This is a genomic window from Phytobacter cepae (assembly GCF_054165735.1).
Window position 1 is genome coordinate 2,549,435 of sequence record NZ_CM135107.1, and the last position, 19,270, is coordinate 2,568,704.

Here is a 19,270-nt window from a genome sequence, read left to right on the forward strand (position 1 = left end):
CGGTGAATGTGTTCAGGCGGCCAGCAGCGTTTCATGCAGATGCCGCCAACGCATGCTCCCCTCTTCGGTACATTCGAATACCACCGTTGAAAAACGGCAGGTAATGTTCTGTCCGGGGATATGCTGTCTCTCTTTATAGGTCACAGTCGCCCCATATTTATGCTCAGCGATGAGTTGCATCTCTTCGATCTCAATCTTCAATCCCTGGCGCGCGCCATGCTGGGAACGGAAGAAACGCGCAAGCGACGTAAAATCAAGCGCTGTTCCTGCGGGCGTCACCATTGTAAAGGCAGGACTGAAACGCGATAACAAATCGTCGCAGAGGCTCGCCGGGGTAGCGGCATTGCCCAGCCAGTCGCCAATCAGGACGTGCGCGTCCAGTACTTCTTGCAAATAACGATTCATTTTTGCTCCTGATGAAGAGTGAAGATAATTTTCGGGTTGTTAATGCGTAAACAACAGGCCAGGGGAATGATGGCGCTGAACGCGGCAAGCAAGAAGCATAGTGTCCAGACCTGACCTGATGGCAACCCGGTCCCCGCGATGAGCGTGAACATCAGGCTGATGAGCGTCACGCCAGCACAAAAACTGAGCTGCCGATTGATATTCCACAGGGCGCTGGCATCTGCCAGATCCTGCTCTGCTATCTGGAGAAAAGCTGCACTCTGCGCCGTACTGCTGCACAAGCTGCCGCCAAATCCCATCAATGTGAATGCCGTTACGGCCGTCAGTACCTCGGCGGCATCAGCCGTCATTGCCAGTAGACCGATGCCGAGCCCCTGTACCAGACAACCGGTGATAAACAGGGGCCGTGGCCCCGACCGGTTAAACCTTTTTCCCGTCAGCGAGATCGCCACAGCGGATGCCATGGCCCAGGGCAACATCAATGCGCCCACCGATGATGCAGGCATACCCAATTGATCCTGAAGGTAAAACATGGCGATAAGATTCACGCCGGTAAAGACGCCGGGGATCAGTTGATACACCAGCATTGCGGTCTGCAGAAGAGGATCCTTTAACAAACGCAGGTTTAGCAGCGGATGGGCTTTCTTGAGCGCATTCCTGACATAGATTGTCATGACGAGTATGCCCGACAACAGCAACAGTCCCCCTGCCAGAAGGTGGTTCTTCTCGCCCAGAAAAGTCAGCCCCAGCATGAGTTGAATCAGGGCACAACAGGCCGTGAGTAATCCGAACAGATCGAAGGGTGGCGTGATTTGCGCTTTACGATCGGGTTTGAGCCAGCAGCCGGCCAGTATTAGTGCCAGGCCCGCGAGCGGCAAACTCACCAGAAAAACGCCGCGCCAGCTTACGCTGTCTACCAGCACACCACCCAAGGCAGGCGACAGTGCCGGCGCCAGCAAAGCGATAAGCATAACCGCCGATGAGAGTTTTGCGCGTTGATGACGAGGATACAACGCATAGGCCAGCGTCTGACCTATCGGTATCAGCATTCCACCGCCAGCTCCCTGAAGACACCGCCAGGCAATAAGCTGTGAAACCGCTGAAGAGGCCGCCACGCCGGCTGTCCCGACCATGAACACCAGTAACGAGAGCATAAATACACGCTTTGCGCCGATGCGTTTTGCCAGCCAGCTACTGCCTGGAATCACCAGCGTCAGCCCGAGAATATAGCCATTGCTTATCCATGCCAGTTCGCTTACAGGGGCAGCAAAATGGCGGCCTATCTCGGGATAAGCAACATTGGCGATAAACATGTTGACCAAATCGATAAAAAATCCCAGCAGATACACACTGGCCACGCGCACGCGATAATTCATAACTTACTCATTGGAAACAGCAGGAAGCGCGCAGTATAAGAAGTTTAATTGTCGTGATAAATTCACGCTGTTTTGTTTTACTGTCAAAAAATTTTTGACAATAAAAGTAAAAAGGAACCCCGTGATGGTGAATATGCAGCGACTCGAAATGTTTGTTGCGGTGGTTGAAGCCGGAACCTTCACCCGTGCTGCCCAAACGCTGGGGCTGACAAAAGCCGTGGTGAGTTTCAATATCAAACAACTGGAGCAGGAACTGGGTGTCGCTTTACTCACCAGAAGCACCCGACAGATCTCGGTGACGCAGACCGGCGAACGCTTTTATCACCACTGTCTGCGGCTTCTTCAGGAAGCGGAGCGTGTACTGGAGGATGTTCGCGGCGATCATGCCGGACTGACCGGTACGCTGCGTATCACAACGACCCCGGAGTATGGGGCGCGCGTCGTGGCCCCCGCACTGGCGGAGTTCGTTTCACAGCACCCTGAACTGCGCATTCAGTTTGTTTCATCCTCGCAAAATGACGACCTCATTGCCGGGCGATTTGATGTGGCGATCCGGCTCGGGCAGCTTACGGATTCGAATCATCATGCAAGGCTTATCGACAACTTCGCTATTTTTCCCGTCGCGTCACCGGCATATTTAGCGCGCTTCAACGAAGAAACGATCCACACTCTGCAGCAACTCGCTGAGGCCAACTGGATTGCACACAGCCGCCTTTCAACACCCTTGAACTGGCATGTGCTCACGCCTGAAGGGGAGCATGTGATCTTTGAAGCCAGCCAGCCTGTAAAAATGATGGCCGACAGCGCGTCGGCGCTGCTGGCCTTTGCACTCAACGGTGCGGGCGTGGCGCTTTTGCCGTCATGGCTGGTTAAAGAAGCACTGGAACACCATCGCCTCGTCAGGGTGTTGCCGGACCATCAGTTCCCGCAACAAGGCATCTACGCCCTCTACCCTGGTACGCGTCATGTCCCTGAAAAAGTGAGACGCTTTATCGATTTTTTGCACGCGCGTATCAACGGTTAACCCCTTAATCAACGGCAGCTATCGTGACCAGAAAGCAGGATGGGATGAGCTGAAGTGATTAACTGCCTGTTCCTGGCGGAGATGAAAAAAACTTTTCCAGCGTCGTGACATTGATGCCTTTGCTGGCCGCCACATTGAAGGTATCGACATAAAGCAAAACCAACATCAGTCCCCTGCCGCTTTCCGATAACAGTCCGTCGTCAGAGAAGGCCGCCCTGCGCGCCGCCGCAAGGCGTTCGCTGGATAAGGCGTCTCCGGAATCAGTAAAACGCAACATGACGCTCTGGCCGGTGACAAGACATTCCACGCTGAATGTGCGGCGTTCATCTTCGTGCAACGCATGGCGAATGATATTTGTGGCTGTCTCACAGGCGGCAAGATCAAAGGCGTAACGCCATTCGTCGCTCAGGGGCAACGAGGCAAGTGTTTCCGCCAGCCACGCCGCCAGCGTCGAAAGCGTATTTAACGCAGCGGGAAACGTCATCTGACTGGACATTGGCGCGTCACTGATTCAACAGGTCGAGGGCAGACGCGCGATCCGGGCAGAGACGAAAAATGCGATCCATGCGCGTGAGGGTAAACATATTGTGGATCCCTGGATTTAGCGCGCACAATATCATCTCTCCTCGGCCATTCATCATTTTCAATAATGAAACCAAGGTGCCCAGACCGCTACTGTCGATAAAATCAATTTTCGAGAAATCAACGATCAGCGCTTTTTTATCGTCCCCTATCTCGCGCGTGAAGGCCTCTTTGAAGGCGGCAGCCACCGAGGCATCCAGCCTGCGCACCGCCGGGGTGAGGATATTCACAGTGGACTGACGCTCAGTTTCGATTTTCATCCATTTTCTCCTGTACGTTCTATGACTAAGAGTGAAACATCATCGGCCATCGTGGTCTGTTCTGCCTCATCAGCACCGCGCCAGCCGATAAGATGCTCACCAAATCGCGGCAGAAGCGCGTCCAGCGTGAGGTCGGCGCTCTCTTTTAGCCAGCGCTGCAGACGGTCCTGCCCGAACTGCTCGCCATGCGGATTCTCACATTCAGTAATTCCGTCGCTGAACAGGCATAGCCGTTCACCTGGCGCCAACGCAAAACGGGTATCCGTCCAGTGAAGATCGGGCATCAGCCCCACTGGCGCGCCGCCGGTACCAACCGGCCTGATTTCTCCGGTTGTGGTGACGATAAAGGGGGTCGGGTGCCCTGCCTGACATAGCCTCCCCACCCCCGTATCCAGATCAATCACGCCGTAGATCATGGTGAAATAGCTCACAATGTCCGCTTCGTCACTGCAAAAACGCCCGTTGAGAATCCGAACGACTTCCGCCGGGGAGGCGACCTCGTCGTCTGCGGAAAAAAGAAAACGCTCAACCGCCCTGCCGTGAAGAAACTGGCGTGCCACCGCAAGGGACATCATGGCCGCGCCAACGCCATGGCCTGAAACGTCAACGCAGTAAAATCCCAGGTGATTGTCCAGCGGGAAGACATTAAAAATGTCTCCCGAGACCCAGGCCGACGGCAGAAAAAGCCAGTCAGAGAAATAATCCCGATAGCGCAGCTGGTGAGAAGGCAGAATGGATTGTTGAACCCGCGCCGCCATCTCAAGATCCTGCTCAATCTGTTGCAGCGCCTCGCTAAGCCGTGCATTGCGTGCGGCCAGGGTGGCTTCAAGGGTCAGAATGCGTGCGCCAGCGTGCAGACGTGCCCGTAACTCTCCCTGTTCGACGGGCTTTTTCAGGAAATCATCCGCGCCGGCATCAAATCCCCGCATCAGATCGCCTGAATCCTCGCGTGCCGTGAGGAGAATTAAATAGATATAGCGTCCAAATTGACGGCTGCGGATCTCCCGACACAGCGTCAGCCCATCCATCTCCGGCATCTCCCAGTCGCTGATCATCAAACTGACCGGTTGAGTTGCCAGGATCTCCAGCGCGGCGATACCGTTCTCCGCTTCGCTGACAATGTAGCCCCATTGAACCAGCATCCGGCTTAACAGGCGGCGGTATATCACGGAGTCTTCAACAATCAGTACATGTAATGCAGACATGTCGCCCCCCTTAAAGCGGTAAAAACCAGATAAGGCTGACCGAGCCCTCACGAAATTTTCCATTTCCACTCTGGTGGCCCGGATAGCGGGTGCCGGAAAAATTCGCATATTGCACTGAGAAAGAACCCGGCGTGTAACCTGCGTAACCAAAGCTGTAGCTGTAATCACCGTTCCAGGGCTGTTGCTGGCTGCTGTCAGGGAACCAGAACGCCGTCGCGCGGACAAAGAAATGTTGTTCAAAGGTGTAGCCACACCCACCCAGCATCACATTTTTATTCTTGCGAATATCATTGCTGCTGAGATCGTAGTAGCGCGGTACCCAGCTGTAACCGACCTGACAAATAATACTGTCGCCTTTGTTGATGAGCAGCGACTGTTCAACGGGCTTCGGCAATGAGAACTTATAAGCCAGCGTCACCGCACCCTGTTCAAAATAGGTATTGCGGCGACTCCCTGAGGTCCAGAAATGGTTATCACCGTAGTTGCTATAGACAAGGCTAAGGGTGTTGGCATGCCAGTCGTCATAGCCAAAACTGTAGCGATAATCTGCCGTGTAGCGACTGGTATCGGTGACTGGCAGACGCGATGTCACGTTGGCAAACCAGAAGCTATAAGGAGAGTACTGCAGGCTTAAATTGAGCGTCTGATTAATCTTTTTCTTCTGCTCTGCGCTGTTGGAACTGTTGGGGATGGTCATCCATTGCTCTTTCAGGCCAGAACTGAAGCTCAGTGCACCTGAAAAGACTTTGTCATTGCCCGAGAAAAGCCGTCCCCAGCGACTGGTAAATACCCCCGCTTGTACCGGCTCACCATTTTTGTCCCTGAGCAGCTCTTTTTCATCGGTCGGTGTAGCGCCCACCGCCGATGTTGCATTCAGGAGCGCACATACCAGTAAATATTTCACACGCATCTGCCCATCCTTAGTTAGGTATCCAGCGCGCGGCGACGTTATATTTCGCCATTAGCCACAGTGCGACCAGCGCAGCGGCATGAACCAGTGTGTTTTCAATCCACGCCTGACGCCACAAATCGAAGGTGACGACTTGGCTAACCAGCAGGACAACGTAGACATGTAAAATAAAGGTATAAAGAGAATGCTGGCCCAGCGGGATGAGAAACCACCCTGTCAGGCGGAAGATGGGTTTCCAGCAAAACGTCAATAGCAGATAGACCGCGACCATAAGACTTATGTCGTTTAATACCCTCATCGGTCCCAGCCCATTTTTTGCCGCCCACGTGTGGTAAAAGGCATTAAAATTTTCCGGCGAAATGGTATGCATCAGCAAAGCGGGCGGCATGAAGGGATTGGTGTGATTTTGCGCGATAAATCCCATTACCAGTGCAATGAGTACTAACAGCGCGACCGTCATTTTTCCGGGTGGGGTGCGGGCAAAAGAGAGTAACTCCTCTTTGTACCAGCCACTGCTCATCCCCAGCACAAAAATAAATTGCCAGGCTAACAGAGGAAATGCGAACTCAAATTCGGCTGCGGTCAGACGCATCGGCCAGCGCTGCCAGCAACCATAAACCAACAGTGAAAGGCTCAACAGCCAGTACACTTTTCCTCTTTGTAGCATGCCTAAAAACAGCGGACTGAGCAGCAGAAGAAAAATATAAAGCCCCAGGATTTGTGTTTGATGGGGGCCAATTTGTAGATAGAGAATAATGTTAAACCAGGTTTCCTTAATTTGTGGCGTGACTGGATAAAGCGCCCAACTGGTCCCTGAATAACGATCTGTAAAGTGCGTGACCTCAAACAAGTTCAAAAAAGGAATGTACCCTAACAGCAGTAATGAAATTATGATGATGATATTAACGCGATATATTTTCCACGCTCTAAGATAAAGCCCCCATGAAACCGTCAGTAAGACTGACTTGCGTAATCTGGCACGATTAAGCATTCCTAACATGAAGCCAGAGAGAATGACAAAACCTTCTGCCCCAGTGGTAAGCCCAAATCGCTCCCATGTGAATATATTAAATATTGACATGATTTCCATATGTGCCACCACCATCATCACTAATGCAATACCGCGCATTAAATCAATTCGCAAATCACGCGCCCCCGCAACATCATATCTCCATGACATTGATTTACTTATCTCTTTTTGCGGAAGGACGGGTGCGACGTGGCTCATGGCAGGACCTTTCATCCGTTACAAAAAACATCTGGTAAATTATTTAGATAGCTCAAAGATACGTTTCTGGCAATTGTTAACCGATGCCAGAATATATTAATTGCAGTGACCATTAAGTTAAGCGCCACTTAATAATAGATACTTTTGTTTTCTGGACACTTTTTTTATGCCATCTACACTCAATTTAAGCACTGTTTAGCAAGGTGTTATTTTCTTATTAACGGCCAGTGGCTGGCAAAACGTGTTTAATCCAGAGCCATTGCGGAATCAGGATATCCTTTACTATGGATTTTTATTTTTCCCGTTTTGAAAATCGCCAACCCCCTGAGCCGCTCAACACGCCGCGCTGGGTAATGATGACCTGGCAGGTATTAGCAGTCGCGGCGCTGATCCTCGGCGGAAATTATATTTACTGGCGCTGGACTGCTTCATTAAATACCGATGCATTATGGTATGCCATTCCGCTGGTACTGGCGGAAACGCTGGCCTGGATCGGGACGATTTTGTTCACCATTAATTTATGGAAGGAAGAAGATCCGCCGCAAACGTCACCGCCTGAGACAATCAACGATTGTCTGCTCACTGACGAGCAGGTTGAGGTGCGGCCCATTAAAGTCGACCTGTTCATTGCCACCTATTCGGAAGACGTGGAGCTCGTCAGGCTTTCTATCCGTGATGCCATGAAAATGACCTATCCCGTTCCCCTGGATTACCGTGTGCATGTGCTTGATGACGGTCGGCGACCGGAAATGAGAGCCGTATGTGAACAGGAAGGGGTCAATTATATTTCCCGTCAGACCAACATCGGCTACAAGGCTGGTAATCTTCGTAACGGGCTGGAGCAGACCGACGGAGACTTCCTGATCATTTGCGACGCCGATACCCGGGTCTTCCCCACGCTGCTTAGCCACACGCTGGGGTATTTTCGCGATCCGGATGTCGCCTGGGTTCAGACGCCGCAATGGTTCTTCGACCTGCCGGAAGGTGAAAACCTGGCGCGCTGGCTGGAGCGCAAAGCAGGCAAAGCGGGTTACGGACTTGGCTGGATAGCGCAAAAAATCGTCGGACCGATTACCGTCGGGCGAGACCCTTTCTTCAACGATCCCCGCATGTTTTACGATGTAATCTTACGCCGCCGGAACTGGGCTAACGCCGCGTTCTGCTGCGGCGCCGCATCAATACATCGCCGTGAAGCCGTTATGCAGGCGGCATTGCGGAGCTACGTCTGGACCGTGGAAGAGGAAATAGACAGACATACCCGTGATATTCACGATCCCGTTATGCGTAAAACGTTGCAGGACGCCATGCGCCCTCATGTCGCATTCGATACAGAATTAACCCCCTATAAGTTCCATGTGTCCGAAGATATCTATACCTCAATTCTGCTGCACGGCGACGCCGCGCGCAGATGGCGTTCGGTCATGCATCCGCGCGTGGAATCCAAAATGCTATCGCCGCAGGATATGTTGACATGGATGATTCAGCGTTTTAAATACGCCGCAGGATCGCTGGATATTCTCTTTCACGACAATATCTTTAGCCGCCGCCGGTTTAAGCTCTCGTTACCGCAAACGCTGATGTACGCGACAACCTTCTGGTCTTATATGGCCTGCGTATGGAACACCGTCTTTCTGATTTCGCCCATTATTTACCTTTTTACCGGCATCCCTCCGGTCTCGGCCTGGTCAGAACCCTTTTATCTTCACTTTTTGCCCTTTTTTATCCTGTCAGAGTTGGCCTTTATGTTCGGGACATGGGGCATTTCGGCCTGGGACGGGAGAGCCTCTTACCTCTCCTTTTTTTCGATGAATTTGCGGGCGCTCAATACGGTCCTGCGGGGCGAGCAAATTAAATTTCACGTCACCCCCAAAGAGCGACAAAAAGGCCGTTTCCTCTATCTTGTAAAACCCCAGATTGCCATCGTCCTTCTGACCTTGCTGGGGCTTATCTGGGGGGGCGTCCAGGTTGCGCGTGGACAAGTTGATGATCCTTCCGGCTACGTCATCAATATCTTCTGGGGAGCGGTGAACATTGCGGCCATGCTGCCGCTTATCCTCGCCGCCATGTGGACACCGCCCGAAGAAGAGGAGACGCGCGCATGAGTAAAGGCAACGCATTACTGACCGCGCGGAGCTACCTCACTATCCTCATCGGTTTTTTGTTGGGATTCGCCATTGTCGTCTGGGTAGAAAAACAGATGCCGACGCGGGTAGAAAGCAGTACGGGAATGACGCTGAGTAAAGACTTCCCACCATTACCTGGCGCGCGAGCGCTGACCTTTGACGAGGCGATCTGGGCGCGAGTGGCATGGCAGTACTATGTCAACAATACCCAGCCGAACGGGCTTGCCAATGCGCACGATGGCGAGCCGTGGTTCAGTCTGTGGAGTGTTGGCAGTTATCTTTTTGCCGTGGCCTCAGCCAAAGAGCTCAACATTCTGACAACCGATGAGTTCGATGAGCGTATTACGGCGGCCCTGTTCACGCTTGGACAAATTCCGCTTAACGCTCAGGGGCTGCCTGCGGCGTATTATCACGCGGACACATTGAAGATATTGGGTAAACCCGACTCTTCGGCCATCGGAATGGGGCGTTTGCTGAACGCGCTGCAAACACTGCTATGGCGTTACCCCCAGCATGCTGCCGCCATACGCGATATTTTTAATCAGTGGAATGTCGGCGCGTTAATTGAAAATAACACGGCCAGTGCTGCCGCGGCCCCGCTGCACCATTGGGCTCTTGCGACGGACGAACCCCGTAACAGCTTCGGCTATCGGCTGTATGCCAGCCATATGCTTCGACTGATAAATAGCGCCGCTGGACTGGCAGTCACTAACCCGCCCTCAGGGCAGCAGATGATCGACATCGACGGCATCATGGTGCCTGACGAGGGGCTACGCACCCCGTGGGGCCGCCAACCGTCGCTCATCAGCCTGCCTTATCTGTTAACCGGGCTGGAGCTGGGCTTTGACGCCCAGAGCGCGGAAATCACCTGGCGCATCATGCAAGTTCAACAACGTCGCCACAGCCTGCGGGTCAGTAAACCGCCCATCAGTACAGATTACGCAGAGCCTGCGCCAGATTACGTTAACGATCTGCCTAATCGCCAGCCGCTACAAAACAGCGCCCTGCGCGATGCCACCCCGGAGCAGACGGCGATCACCTCAACGCGCACGGCCTTTGCCTGGTACGCCCTGTTTCGTAACAGTTGGAGCGAAGCACTGCGCCAACAGGTGAAATCACTGCAGATACCCGGCAAAGGTTGGCAAAGAGGGCTGAATCTGAATAACAGCGTGAACGATATCGTTGACGCCGACACCAATGCCATTGTGCTTGAAAGCCTGGCTTACATTACCCGCGGGCAGATGCTGTGTCTCGCCTGTCTCACCCCCTCTTCTCCCTCAACGTCTTCAGCAGGAGCGACGCCATGAAGCTGAAATTTTTGTTATTTCCCATCCTGGCCGGCTTCATGGCGTTCTGGCTCACTCTCTCGGGGGTGCAGGCGGCATCCGGGCTTCCGGCATCAGATTATGCGCCACGCAGCGGTGAGCTCAGTCCGCGAGAGATGGCCATCGCGAAAAACGCGTGGCAGTATTTTGTCACCAACTACCAGCCCACCACTGGGCTGGTGAATGCTGTAAACAAATATCCCTCCACCACGATGTGGGACAGCGCCTCTTATCTGGCCGCGATGACGGCAGCGCGCGAACTGGGCATTATTGATAAAGCCGAGTTCGACCGCAGGATGCTGAAATTTCTCGCCACCCTGAATACGCTGGTGCTTTTTCGTAACGAATTACCCAACAAAGCCTATAACACCATCAGTGGGCAGAAAGTGGATTACCAGAATAAACCCGGTGAAATCGGTTTTTCCGCGCTCGACATCGGCAGGATGCTGGTCTGGTTAAAAGTCATTAAAGAGCGTTACCCGGAATACGGCAACAGTGTGGATAACGTCGTGCTTGGCTGGGACTTCAGTCATGCTATCGATCCCTGTGGCACCCTGTACGGCGCTTACCTTGAAAACGGTCAGCCAAAATATGTGCAGGAAGGCCGACTGGGCTATGAGGAGTATGGCGCAGCGGGCTTTCAGCTTTGGGGATTTCGCACCTGCCAGGCCAGTCGTCCTCAGCCCTATGAGCTGGCAGAAATTTACTGTGTGCTGGTGCCTTATGATTCGCGCGACCCGCGTATGACGTCGCAACATAACTATGTCGTTACCGAATCTTACCTGCTGTATGGTCTGGAATTTGGCTTTGATAATCCAACAGATCGTAACAACAGTCCGCGCAATTATTCTCATCCGTGGATGAAGAACTTTGCCGACCGCGTTTATCAGGCGCAGGAAAACCGCTATGCCATCACGGGGATACTCACTGCGCGTTCAGAGCATCAGCTTGATAAATCCCCTTATTTTGTCTACGACACCGTTTTCAGCGACGGCTTCAACTGGAATACCATCACCGATAAAGGCCAGTTCGTTCCCAACACTGCTGCCGTATCACTGAAAGCCGCGCTTGGCATGTGGGTGCTCTGGGATTCTCCGTATACCGACCGGCTGCTCACGACTATCGAAAACGCCAACGAAGAGGGCAAAGGCTATTACGAAGGGCTTTACGAAAATGGTGATGGCCCGATTAAAGAGTTCACGGCGAATAATAACGGCATCATGCTGGAAGCACTGCTCTTCAAAAAAGAGGGCAAACTGCTGCAATTTAATAGCGATAACCCTAAAAATCACGATTTCGCCCCTTCTCTCTGGGACAAAAAGCTCGTCGATCTGTTTGATCCCAATAACAAACCGCGCAACCGCCCTTTCCTGGAAAGCACGCCCGCCGTGAAGAGCTGGTGTGAACAAACCGGGACGACGATGCGAACACAATCTGCCTGCCAGGCCTGTCAGTGCCCATCCTGCAATGCGGACGAACCCATTAAACTGCCGCCGGTGACTGCGCAATGCTTAAAACAGTAGCGCGGTGGCTGACCGTTATCATCCTCGTTACGCTCATCGCCTTTGCGCTGTTTGGTCAACACGGTGCGGGCTGGCGCTGGCTAAGTAACGGAGGCTGGCACACCTCTGCACGCATTAGCAGCCTGACGCCGCAGGAGCACGAGTGGGCGCGTATCGCATGGCGCTATTTCGCCAATAATACGCAAGCGCAGACTGGCCTGGTTAACGGCAGCGACAAGCAACCACGTGTCACGCTTTGGCAAATGGGCGACACCCTCGTGGCGCTGGTCTCAGCCAGAGAGCTTGGGCTAATAAACGGAGCCGAGTTTGATGCCCGCTTGACGCGACTGCTCGGGACACTGAATCGTTTGACGCTGACCGATGCCCGGGTGCCGGGCAGGCTTTACTCCAGTCAGACGGCGAAGCCCATTGATTTCAGCGGTAAACCGGTTAAGAGCGGCTGGTCAGCAAAGGATATGGCAAGGCTGATGCTGGCGCTAAGGCTGACCGCCGAATACGCGCCGCAATATCGGGAATACCTGGATAAAATCGTCCTGCGTTGGAATTTCTGCCCGGTGCTGGATAACGAAGGCGAATTGTGGTCCGCTTCGTTAGAAAACGGACAGACGGTGACCCGCGAGGAGCTTCGTCTGGGCGAGAGCGAATATGCCGCCAGCGCGTTTCGACTGTGGGGATTCCCGGTCGGGAAAGCCCTCACTCCGCCGTCCCGCAACGTAATCCTCTACCAACGTAGCCTCGCCGTTGACACACGAGACCCGCGCACCACCTGGCAGCCTTCGCTGTTGACCACCCTGCCCGCTATGCTGCCTGGCCTCGAGTTCGGCTGGCAACCGCCGGGCTTACCTGCCGAGGTGACAGATGCCTTCCGCGCCAGGGCTGAAGGGGTGTGGCTCAGTCAAAAATCGCGTTGGGAGCGCGATAACGTTCTCACCGCGCGCGCAGATTTCGCCTTATCGCAAGCGCCGTGGCACGTTGAAGATACCGTGTGGGGTAACGGTTATGCCTGGAACACCCTGGGCGATGACGGTCGTTACTATCCGCGCCTGGCGCAGGTGACAACCAAGGCCGTTTTCGTGTTGTGGACGCTCTGGGAAAACGACTATACCGACGCCCTCATGGCGGTGACGCAGCATCTGAACAACCCGCAGCAGGGTTGGTTTGAGGGACGTGTCGAGGCAACCGGCGACACGAATTCGATGATAACCCTCTCTACTAACGCCATCGTTCTGGAATCACTTCTTTATAAGCATAAGGCCGGGCCACTCATTAAAAACGGCCTCGTTGATGAGAAAAGCTATTTTTCCCGGCGCGTGTCAGATGAATTTAACCCACCGGGTCTGTGCCTGCCGGGAGAATGGTCTGTGAGGGCTAAGCCATGAAATTTTATCGCGATCTTTTTGAGGCAAGCCTGAACCGCGTCTTGCCGGAGAATGACAAGAAGCGCTTCTTTCACTCTTTTTACAGCGCTTTTTTGCATATGTCGCCTGAAACCGAGCAGCACTTTGCCCAACGACCCGGTGAGGAAGGACAGCAGATGATCTTCAAGTGCTTCTTCGCCATGCTGGCGGTAGACGGGGCGCTCTTCGTGCCGGATTTTCTTGAGCGACTGGCTCGCGAACAGAGCCAGGCTGGCCTGCGGTTACCGCCCCGTTTTTTTGCCTACTGGCGCGAAGCGATGCTCAGAACCGTACGTGCGCACGATCCCCTTTGCGATGAAGAGATCCTGACCGCCTGGGCGATGGCCATTGCGCCCGGCCTGGAATACCTGCGTCGCCAGGCCGAGTTGCACTATCGAGCCGGGAGCGAGTAACGATGCCAACCCCATCCCGTTTCGATGTCAACATGCTGCCCTCGGCGGTGATGATCTACGACAGCACCGAACGCCTGGTGGTGTGGAATGACCAGGTCACGGTTTTTTACCCGGTGATGGCCCCGTGGTTAAAGACCGGTGCGACTCTCGAATATCTGGTCGGTAAATTTATTGATGTAGGTTATAGCATCGATCCCAGCCGTCAACAGACGTTGCGGGAAGCGATCGTTCGCAACTGCCGACAGGCACGCCACTGCGAAGTCAGGCAGTCAGGACAAAGACGAATCTATGTTCAACATCAGCGGCTTAAGGATGGCGGTATTGTGAGTCTGCATACTGACATCACTGAACTTGACGAGGCGCAGCAATCTCGCCACCAGTTGCATGATGACTTTTTACTCACTGCCGAATCAATCCAGATCGGTATCTGGGACTGGCAGGTGTCGCAGGATAACCTGCAGGTGAACGATACGCTGCTGGCAATGTTGGGCCAGTCACGATCGCAGTGGCGCTATCCGTTGCATTTTCTGCTGAACCTGGTCCATGAGGAGGACCGTGCCACCCTGCGTAACGCGATGACCGCGGCGAAAAAAGAGCATCGGCCCGTGTTTGAATGTGAAATTCGCGTTGAGCATCCGACGCAGGGCTGGCGCTGGATGTTGGTTTCCGGGCAGGTCGTCACCCTCGACATGCACCAGGCGGCTGAAAGGGTCATTGGCACCCTGCAGGATATTACCCGCCGCAAGGAGGCCGAATTGCTCGCCATTGAGGCCGCTAAGGTCGCCCATGAGGCCAACGAGGCGAAGAGCGCTTTTTTGGCTAACATGAGCCATGAAATTCGTACCCCGATGAACGGCATCTTAGGCATGACGCAACTCTGTCTGGATACCCCTCTCAATCAGGATCAGCGAGAGTACCTTTCACTGGTCATGAGTTCAGCCCAATCCTTACTGCATATCATCAATGACATTCTCGATTTTTCCCGCATTGAGTCCGGCAAAATTGAGATGGATCTCGAACCGGTCGACATCCGTCCTTTTATCCAGTCATTGATTCGTCCGCATATGCCCGCTGCCAGTGAAAAAGGGATTGAGCTACTGGTCGACATCTCCCCCGCCGTGCCGGACAGGTTACTGGCCGATGGGCCACGGCTGCGCCAGATCCTTACCAATCTGTTGGGTAACGCGCTGAAGTTTACTCATCAGGGCGAGGTTCTGCTGATTGTTGAACCCGACGAGGGGGAAAACCGGTGGCGTTTTCGCATCCGCGACAGCGGTATCGGCATCCCGGTAGAAAAACAGAAGGCCATTTTCGAGGCGTTCAGTCAGGCGGACAGTTCAACAACCCGACGCTATGGCGGAACGGGTCTGGGGCTGACCATCTCCGCCCGGCTGGTCACGTTGATGGGCGGTAACCTGACGGTGGAGAGCGAGCCCGGCGTCGGCAGTGAGTTTGCCTTCAGCCTGCCGTTGGCTGAACCCCAGACCTCGCTGACGGAACGGAAATCGGCAGTTCGCTTCAACGGTGAGCGGGTCCTGGTCGTTGACGACAACAGCACGAATCTGCGTCTACTCGATACCATGCTAAACCAGATGGGATTGGCACCGACCTGTGTCAATAATGCCAGCGAGGCGCTGCGACTGGCGGGGGGAGACGCGTTCTGGCCGTTGATCCTGCTTGATGCGCAAATGCCGGAAATGGACGGTGTTTCTCTGGCGCTTGAACTCTCTGTATTTCCACAGGTAGAGCAAAGCCATATCATTATGCTCAGTTCCATGAGTCGCCATTTTGACCCGAACATGCTCAAACGCATTGGTATCGCGCACTATCTGCATAAACCCGTCACGCAGGCCGAGCTTTATCAGGTTATCGCCAGCGTATTCGAGGTCACGGCTAACACCGTCCCCGCCCCCCGCCCGTCGATACGCCTGAACCGGCCCAGAGCGGGCTGCGAATTCTGCTGGCCGAAGACAATGTGGTAAATCAGAAAGTCGCCAGACGCTTACTGGAGCGGCTCGGCCATCAGTGCGAGGTGGTCAATAATGGACGTGATGCCCTGACGCGCTGGCAGGCGGAGCGCTGGGACATCCTGCTGATTGACCTGCAAATGCCGGAAATGGACGGCGAAACCGCGATTCGTCTCCTTCGTGAAGAGGAGCGTGTCCGGGGGGCAGGACATCAGCCCGCTATCGCCATGACCGCCCATGCTATGCAGGGTGATGAAGCGCGCTGTCTGATGATGGGCTTTGACGGTTATATCGCCAAACCCGTAAGCCAGGACGCCATGCGCAGTGAAATTATGCGTCTGGTGTCTCCGGACAATAAAGGGATGCCAGACGAGGCGCTGCTTTTGCAGCAGTGCGCGGATGATCCCGACCTGGTGAATGAGCTGCTTGCCCTCTTCAGTGCAGGTCTTAGCGCGGCGACCGCTGCCGTGGAAAACGCCATCGATCAGGACGATCGTAAGGGCTTACAACGGGCTGCACATAAATTTCGCGGCGAAGCCGTGACCCTCGGTTTTTCTCACCTCACCGATGTGCTGCAACATCTTGAGCACCAGGCCACCTCCGGGGACCGGGCCGGACTCGGGGCATTGCGCCAGCAACTTGGAGAGGAGTCCAGGCGTGTCGCCGCCTGGTTACAGCACCGAATGCAGGAGATAAAGCATGATCCGTAAAGGGGTTTGGTTGCTATTAATGTGTCTGCCACCGGCGTTGGCGACGCCCCTCCCCGTGACCTGGTCGCTGGCCGGGACGTGGCAAATCCATGACGCTAACGATAGCGCCTTCAACGGTAAGACCGGCCCTGTCGATGGCTGGCATGCGCTTAAGGTTCCCGCCAACTGGTACAGTGTCGGTTACGATCATCAGGGCGCCCTGTGGTATCGCCATGAATTTAGCGTACCCGCTCTGGCCCCCGACCAGATGGCAACGCTGGTGTTTGATGGTGTCGATTATTTCGCCGATGTCACGCTTAATGGGAATAAACTTGCGCGCCATGAGGGCTATTTTCAGCGTTTCCCGGTCGACGTCAGCGCTGCGCTGAAGCGCCATAATCAGCTCGCCGTTCGTGTGGACAGTCCGTATGAAGATCCGAAAACCATCTGGCCGCTGCATAAAACCTTGGTGAAAGGGGTGCTGAATCAGCATGACACGCGCCCCGGCGGCGCCTGGTCCGAAAAGGGTCAGGATGCCAACTCCGGCGGCATCTGGGCCCCGGTGAGGTTGCATCTGAGCCGCGGCGTCACGATAGATAATGTGATCCTTCGTCCCGACTGGCAGGATGGACTGGAAAATCCCGTACTGCGAGCCGATATTCGTTACCGTGCGCAAGCCACGGGAACAGCCACCCTGCGACTGATAGCCTCGCCAGACAACTTCTTTGGTCAACGCTTTCAGCAGGACTATCCCGTTACGCTGAACAAAACCGATGGCGCAACACAAAGCCTGAGTATTCGCCTTCCGATGAAACAGGCCAGGCTCTGGTGGCCGGTAGGTTTTGGCAAACCCAACCTGTACCGGGTTCGCGCCTCATTGATTGATGATAAGGGAATAATGGACACCGCCGTCACGCGGACAGGGCTGCGAAAGCTGGAAGAACAGCCTGAGAATAAAGGCTGGCGCATCAACGAAAAACGCTTATTTATCAAAGGCAGTAACTATATCGGCTCCCCGTGGCTCAGCACCATGACGCGCGCAAAATACCGCCAGGACTTTGAGTTGGTTCAGGGGATGAACGCCAATGCGATCCGGGTGCACGGGCACGTGGCAGGTCGTGAACTCTATGCCGTGGCCGATGAGATGGGGTTGATGATCTGGCAGGATGTCCCTCTCCAGTGGGGCTATGATAACAGCGTTGAATTTGCCGACATTGCTGTCCGACAGACCCGCGAGATGGTCGAACAATTCGGTAATTCCCCCGCCATTATCGTATGGGGCGGTCATAATGAACCGCCGTGGAATTCACCGTGGATGGAAAAACGTTTTCCTGACTGGAATAAGGATTTAAACCGCGCGCTGACCCAAAGAGTGGGCGACACGCTGGCAGAAGATACATCCCGCCTCGTGCATCGTTTCTCAGCGGTCGAAGAACATTACTGGGCCGGATGGTATTTCGGCACCCTACGCGATCTGCTGGCGCCGGCTAAAACCGCCGTCATTACCGAGTTCGGTGCTCAGGCGCTGCCACGTCTTTCGACGCTTAAAACCATTGTGCCCCCCGCCTTGCTCTGGCCGAAGAGCACCGCCGCTGATGATCCAGGATGGGCGCTGTGGAAGTATCATAACTTCCAGCCTTTTCAGACCTTTAAGTTTGCCGGCATCCCGCGCGGGAAAAATATTAACGAGATGATTGATAACACCCAGCACTATCAGGCACAGCTGGTCGCTACGGCGGCGGAAAGCTATCGCCGGCAGCGTTATCAACCCGTGACCGCCCTTTTCCACTTCATGTTTGTGGAGACCTGGCCCTCAGTGAATTGGGGCGTCGTGGATTATCTACGCAAACCGAAAGCGGGATACTACGCGCTGCAGAATGCTTATCAGCCGCTCCTGCCCTCCATTGAACCGGTGACGGCCACATGGCGTAAGGGAAGTACAGTGACCGTTCGATTGTGGGCCATAAACGACACCTGGTCGGCATGCGAAGATTGTCGTCTTATTTGGCAGGTAAAACAAAACGGGCAAATCCTCTCCAGAGGGCGTTCAACACATACTCTGCCCCCGGATTCAGGTGAAATGATAAACGAAGTCACCGTTACGCCGCCGAGCGATCATAAGGTGGTCATTGACTATCGTATTGAGAATAAAGCAGGGAAAACTGTGGGGAAAAACCAGCGTGAGGAGGCGGTTGAAAGCGCCCCGCTAGCTGGCAAGGCCGAATGAACAGACGTCTGCTGGCCCATCACGCCCGACCGGCCCGTTGTCAAAACAAAGGGCCGAAACAGAGACGGGGTGACGTTAACCTCCGCTACGTCCGGTGTACTGAACCAACACCACGCCGACAACGATCAACATTCCCCCTGCCAACCTGGCAAGCGTGACGGGGCGCGGTGTAAGCCCCATTAACCCCCAGTGATCGACGGCGATTGCCGCAATGGTCTGACCGGCGACCACCAGAACAATAAAACTGGCGGCACCCAGTACAGGCGTCAACGCAGTGGCGCTGAGCACGTATATGGCCCCGACGATACCGCCAATCCACAGCCACCAGGGGCCGGCTAAGGCCACCGCCAAACGCGGTGATGGGACTTTGATAACCCACAGCAGCGGGACAAGAACAAGCATACTGACCGTCAGCGAGACCAGCGCGCCCCACAACGGATGCCCCAGCGCTTTACCTACCGCAGCATTGCCAGACACCTGAATGGGGAGCAGTGCGCCAGCGAGAAAAGCAATCCCGGTGGGGATAAAGGCAATGATTAACGTTTTGATGAACATGTACGACCTCAGCGGGAGATGTTTCGATGCCGTTATCTTTCACTATCCGTTATATTTATTG

Annotated in this window: 15 protein-coding genes and 1 pseudogene; 8 read left to right on the forward strand and 8 right to left on the reverse strand. The window is 54.4% G+C overall.

What is annotated here, in order from left to right; genetic code table 11:
* Positions 1 to 12 precede the first annotated feature (12 nt).
* Together ACUY4Q_RS11835 and ACUY4Q_RS11840 are read right to left on the reverse strand one after the other, a co-directional pair.
* A complete protein-coding gene (locus tag ACUY4Q_RS11835) occupies positions 13 to 405 on the reverse strand; it encodes a DUF4440 domain-containing protein (RefSeq protein WP_458047203.1) in 393 nt (130 codons plus the stop codon).
* Entirely contained in the window at positions 402 to 1,781 is a 1,380-nt protein-coding gene (locus ACUY4Q_RS11840; RefSeq protein ID WP_458047204.1) for an MFS transporter, read from the reverse strand. Before ACUY4Q_RS11840 ends, ACUY4Q_RS11835 begins: the two co-directional genes overlap by 4 nt.
* A gap of 124 nt (positions 1,782 to 1,905) precedes the next feature.
* Between ACUY4Q_RS11840 and ACUY4Q_RS11845 the strand changes: the two genes are divergently transcribed.
* The gene (locus ACUY4Q_RS11845; RefSeq protein ID WP_458047205.1) at positions 1,906 to 2,805 is read left to right on the forward strand and encodes a LysR family transcriptional regulator; all 900 of its coding nucleotides are present in this window, start codon (positions 1,906 to 1,908) and stop codon (positions 2,803 to 2,805) included.
* Between the two features lie 58 nt (positions 2,806 to 2,863).
* Here ACUY4Q_RS11845 and ACUY4Q_RS11850 read toward each other — a convergent pair whose 3' ends face one another.
* Genes ACUY4Q_RS11850 through opgC form a run of 5 tightly spaced genes read right to left on the reverse strand, consistent with a single transcriptional unit; the run spans position 2,864 to position 6,990 of the window.
* Positions 2,864 to 3,289, reverse strand: a complete 426-nt coding sequence (locus ACUY4Q_RS11850; protein WP_458047206.1) for an ATP-binding protein — start codon at positions 3,287 to 3,289, stop codon at positions 2,864 to 2,866.
* A gap of 19 nt (positions 3,290 to 3,308) precedes the next feature.
* Positions 3,309 to 3,647 (reverse strand): STAS domain-containing protein, encoded by a 339-nt coding sequence (locus ACUY4Q_RS11855; RefSeq protein WP_458047207.1) that lies wholly within the window; start codon positions 3,645 to 3,647, stop codon positions 3,309 to 3,311.
* Complete coding sequence (locus ACUY4Q_RS11860) at positions 3,644 to 4,852, reverse strand: PP2C family protein-serine/threonine phosphatase (RefSeq protein WP_458047208.1); 1,209 nt, start codon at positions 4,850 to 4,852, stop codon at positions 3,644 to 3,646. Before ACUY4Q_RS11860 ends, ACUY4Q_RS11855 begins: the two co-directional genes overlap by 4 nt.
* A gap of 10 nt (positions 4,853 to 4,862) precedes the next feature.
* Positions 4,863 to 5,762, reverse strand: a complete 900-nt coding sequence (locus ACUY4Q_RS11865) for a hypothetical protein (RefSeq protein ID WP_458047209.1) — start codon at positions 5,760 to 5,762, stop codon at positions 4,863 to 4,865.
* 10 nt (positions 5,763 to 5,772) lie between these two features.
* On the reverse strand, positions 5,773 to 6,990 hold the full coding sequence (gene opgC, locus ACUY4Q_RS11870; RefSeq protein ID WP_458047210.1) for an OpgC domain-containing protein: 1,218 nt from the start codon (positions 6,988 to 6,990) through the stop codon (positions 5,773 to 5,775).
* Positions 6,991 to 7,274: 284 nt separating this feature from the next.
* On the opposite strand from opgC, the gene ACUY4Q_RS11875 reads away from it, so the two are divergent.
* The 7 genes and pseudogenes from ACUY4Q_RS11875 (at position 7,275) to ACUY4Q_RS11905 (ending at position 18,654) form a co-directional block, all read left to right on the forward strand.
* Positions 7,275 to 9,092 (forward strand): glycosyltransferase family 2 protein, encoded by a 1,818-nt coding sequence (locus ACUY4Q_RS11875; RefSeq protein WP_458047211.1) that lies wholly within the window; start codon positions 7,275 to 7,277, stop codon positions 9,090 to 9,092.
* Complete coding sequence (locus ACUY4Q_RS11880; protein WP_458047212.1) at positions 9,089 to 10,420, forward strand: DUF3131 domain-containing protein; 1,332 nt, start codon at positions 9,089 to 9,091, stop codon at positions 10,418 to 10,420. Before ACUY4Q_RS11875 ends, ACUY4Q_RS11880 begins: the two co-directional genes overlap by 4 nt.
* Entirely contained in the window at positions 10,417 to 11,961 is a 1,545-nt protein-coding gene (locus ACUY4Q_RS11885) for a DUF3131 domain-containing protein (RefSeq protein WP_458047213.1), read from the forward strand. The genes ACUY4Q_RS11880 and ACUY4Q_RS11885 overlap by 4 nt, the downstream gene beginning before the upstream one ends.
* Positions 11,946 to 13,340, forward strand: coding sequence for a DUF3131 domain-containing protein (locus tag ACUY4Q_RS11890; RefSeq protein ID WP_458047214.1), 1,395 nt, complete (start codon positions 11,946 to 11,948; stop codon positions 13,338 to 13,340). Before ACUY4Q_RS11885 ends, ACUY4Q_RS11890 begins: the two co-directional genes overlap by 16 nt.
* Positions 13,337 to 13,771: a globin family protein gene (locus ACUY4Q_RS11895; protein ID WP_458047215.1), complete on the forward strand. Its 435-nt coding sequence runs from the start codon at positions 13,337 to 13,339 to the stop codon at positions 13,769 to 13,771. Before ACUY4Q_RS11890 ends, ACUY4Q_RS11895 begins: the two co-directional genes overlap by 4 nt.
* A 2-nt stretch (positions 13,772 to 13,773) precedes the next feature.
* Positions 13,774 to 16,448, forward strand: a pseudogene (locus tag ACUY4Q_RS11900) (response regulator).
* Complete coding sequence (locus ACUY4Q_RS11905; RefSeq protein WP_458047216.1) at positions 16,438 to 18,654, forward strand: glycoside hydrolase family 2 protein; 2,217 nt, start codon at positions 16,438 to 16,440, stop codon at positions 18,652 to 18,654. The pseudogene ACUY4Q_RS11900 and the gene ACUY4Q_RS11905 overlap by 11 nt, the downstream one beginning before the upstream one ends.
* A 75-nt stretch (positions 18,655 to 18,729) precedes the next feature.
* Here the strand turns inward: ACUY4Q_RS11905 and ACUY4Q_RS11910 are convergent, their stop codons facing one another.
* Positions 18,730 to 19,209, reverse strand: a complete 480-nt coding sequence (locus ACUY4Q_RS11910; protein ID WP_458047217.1) for a DMT family transporter — start codon at positions 19,207 to 19,209, stop codon at positions 18,730 to 18,732.
* Positions 19,210 to 19,270 lie beyond the last annotated feature (61 nt).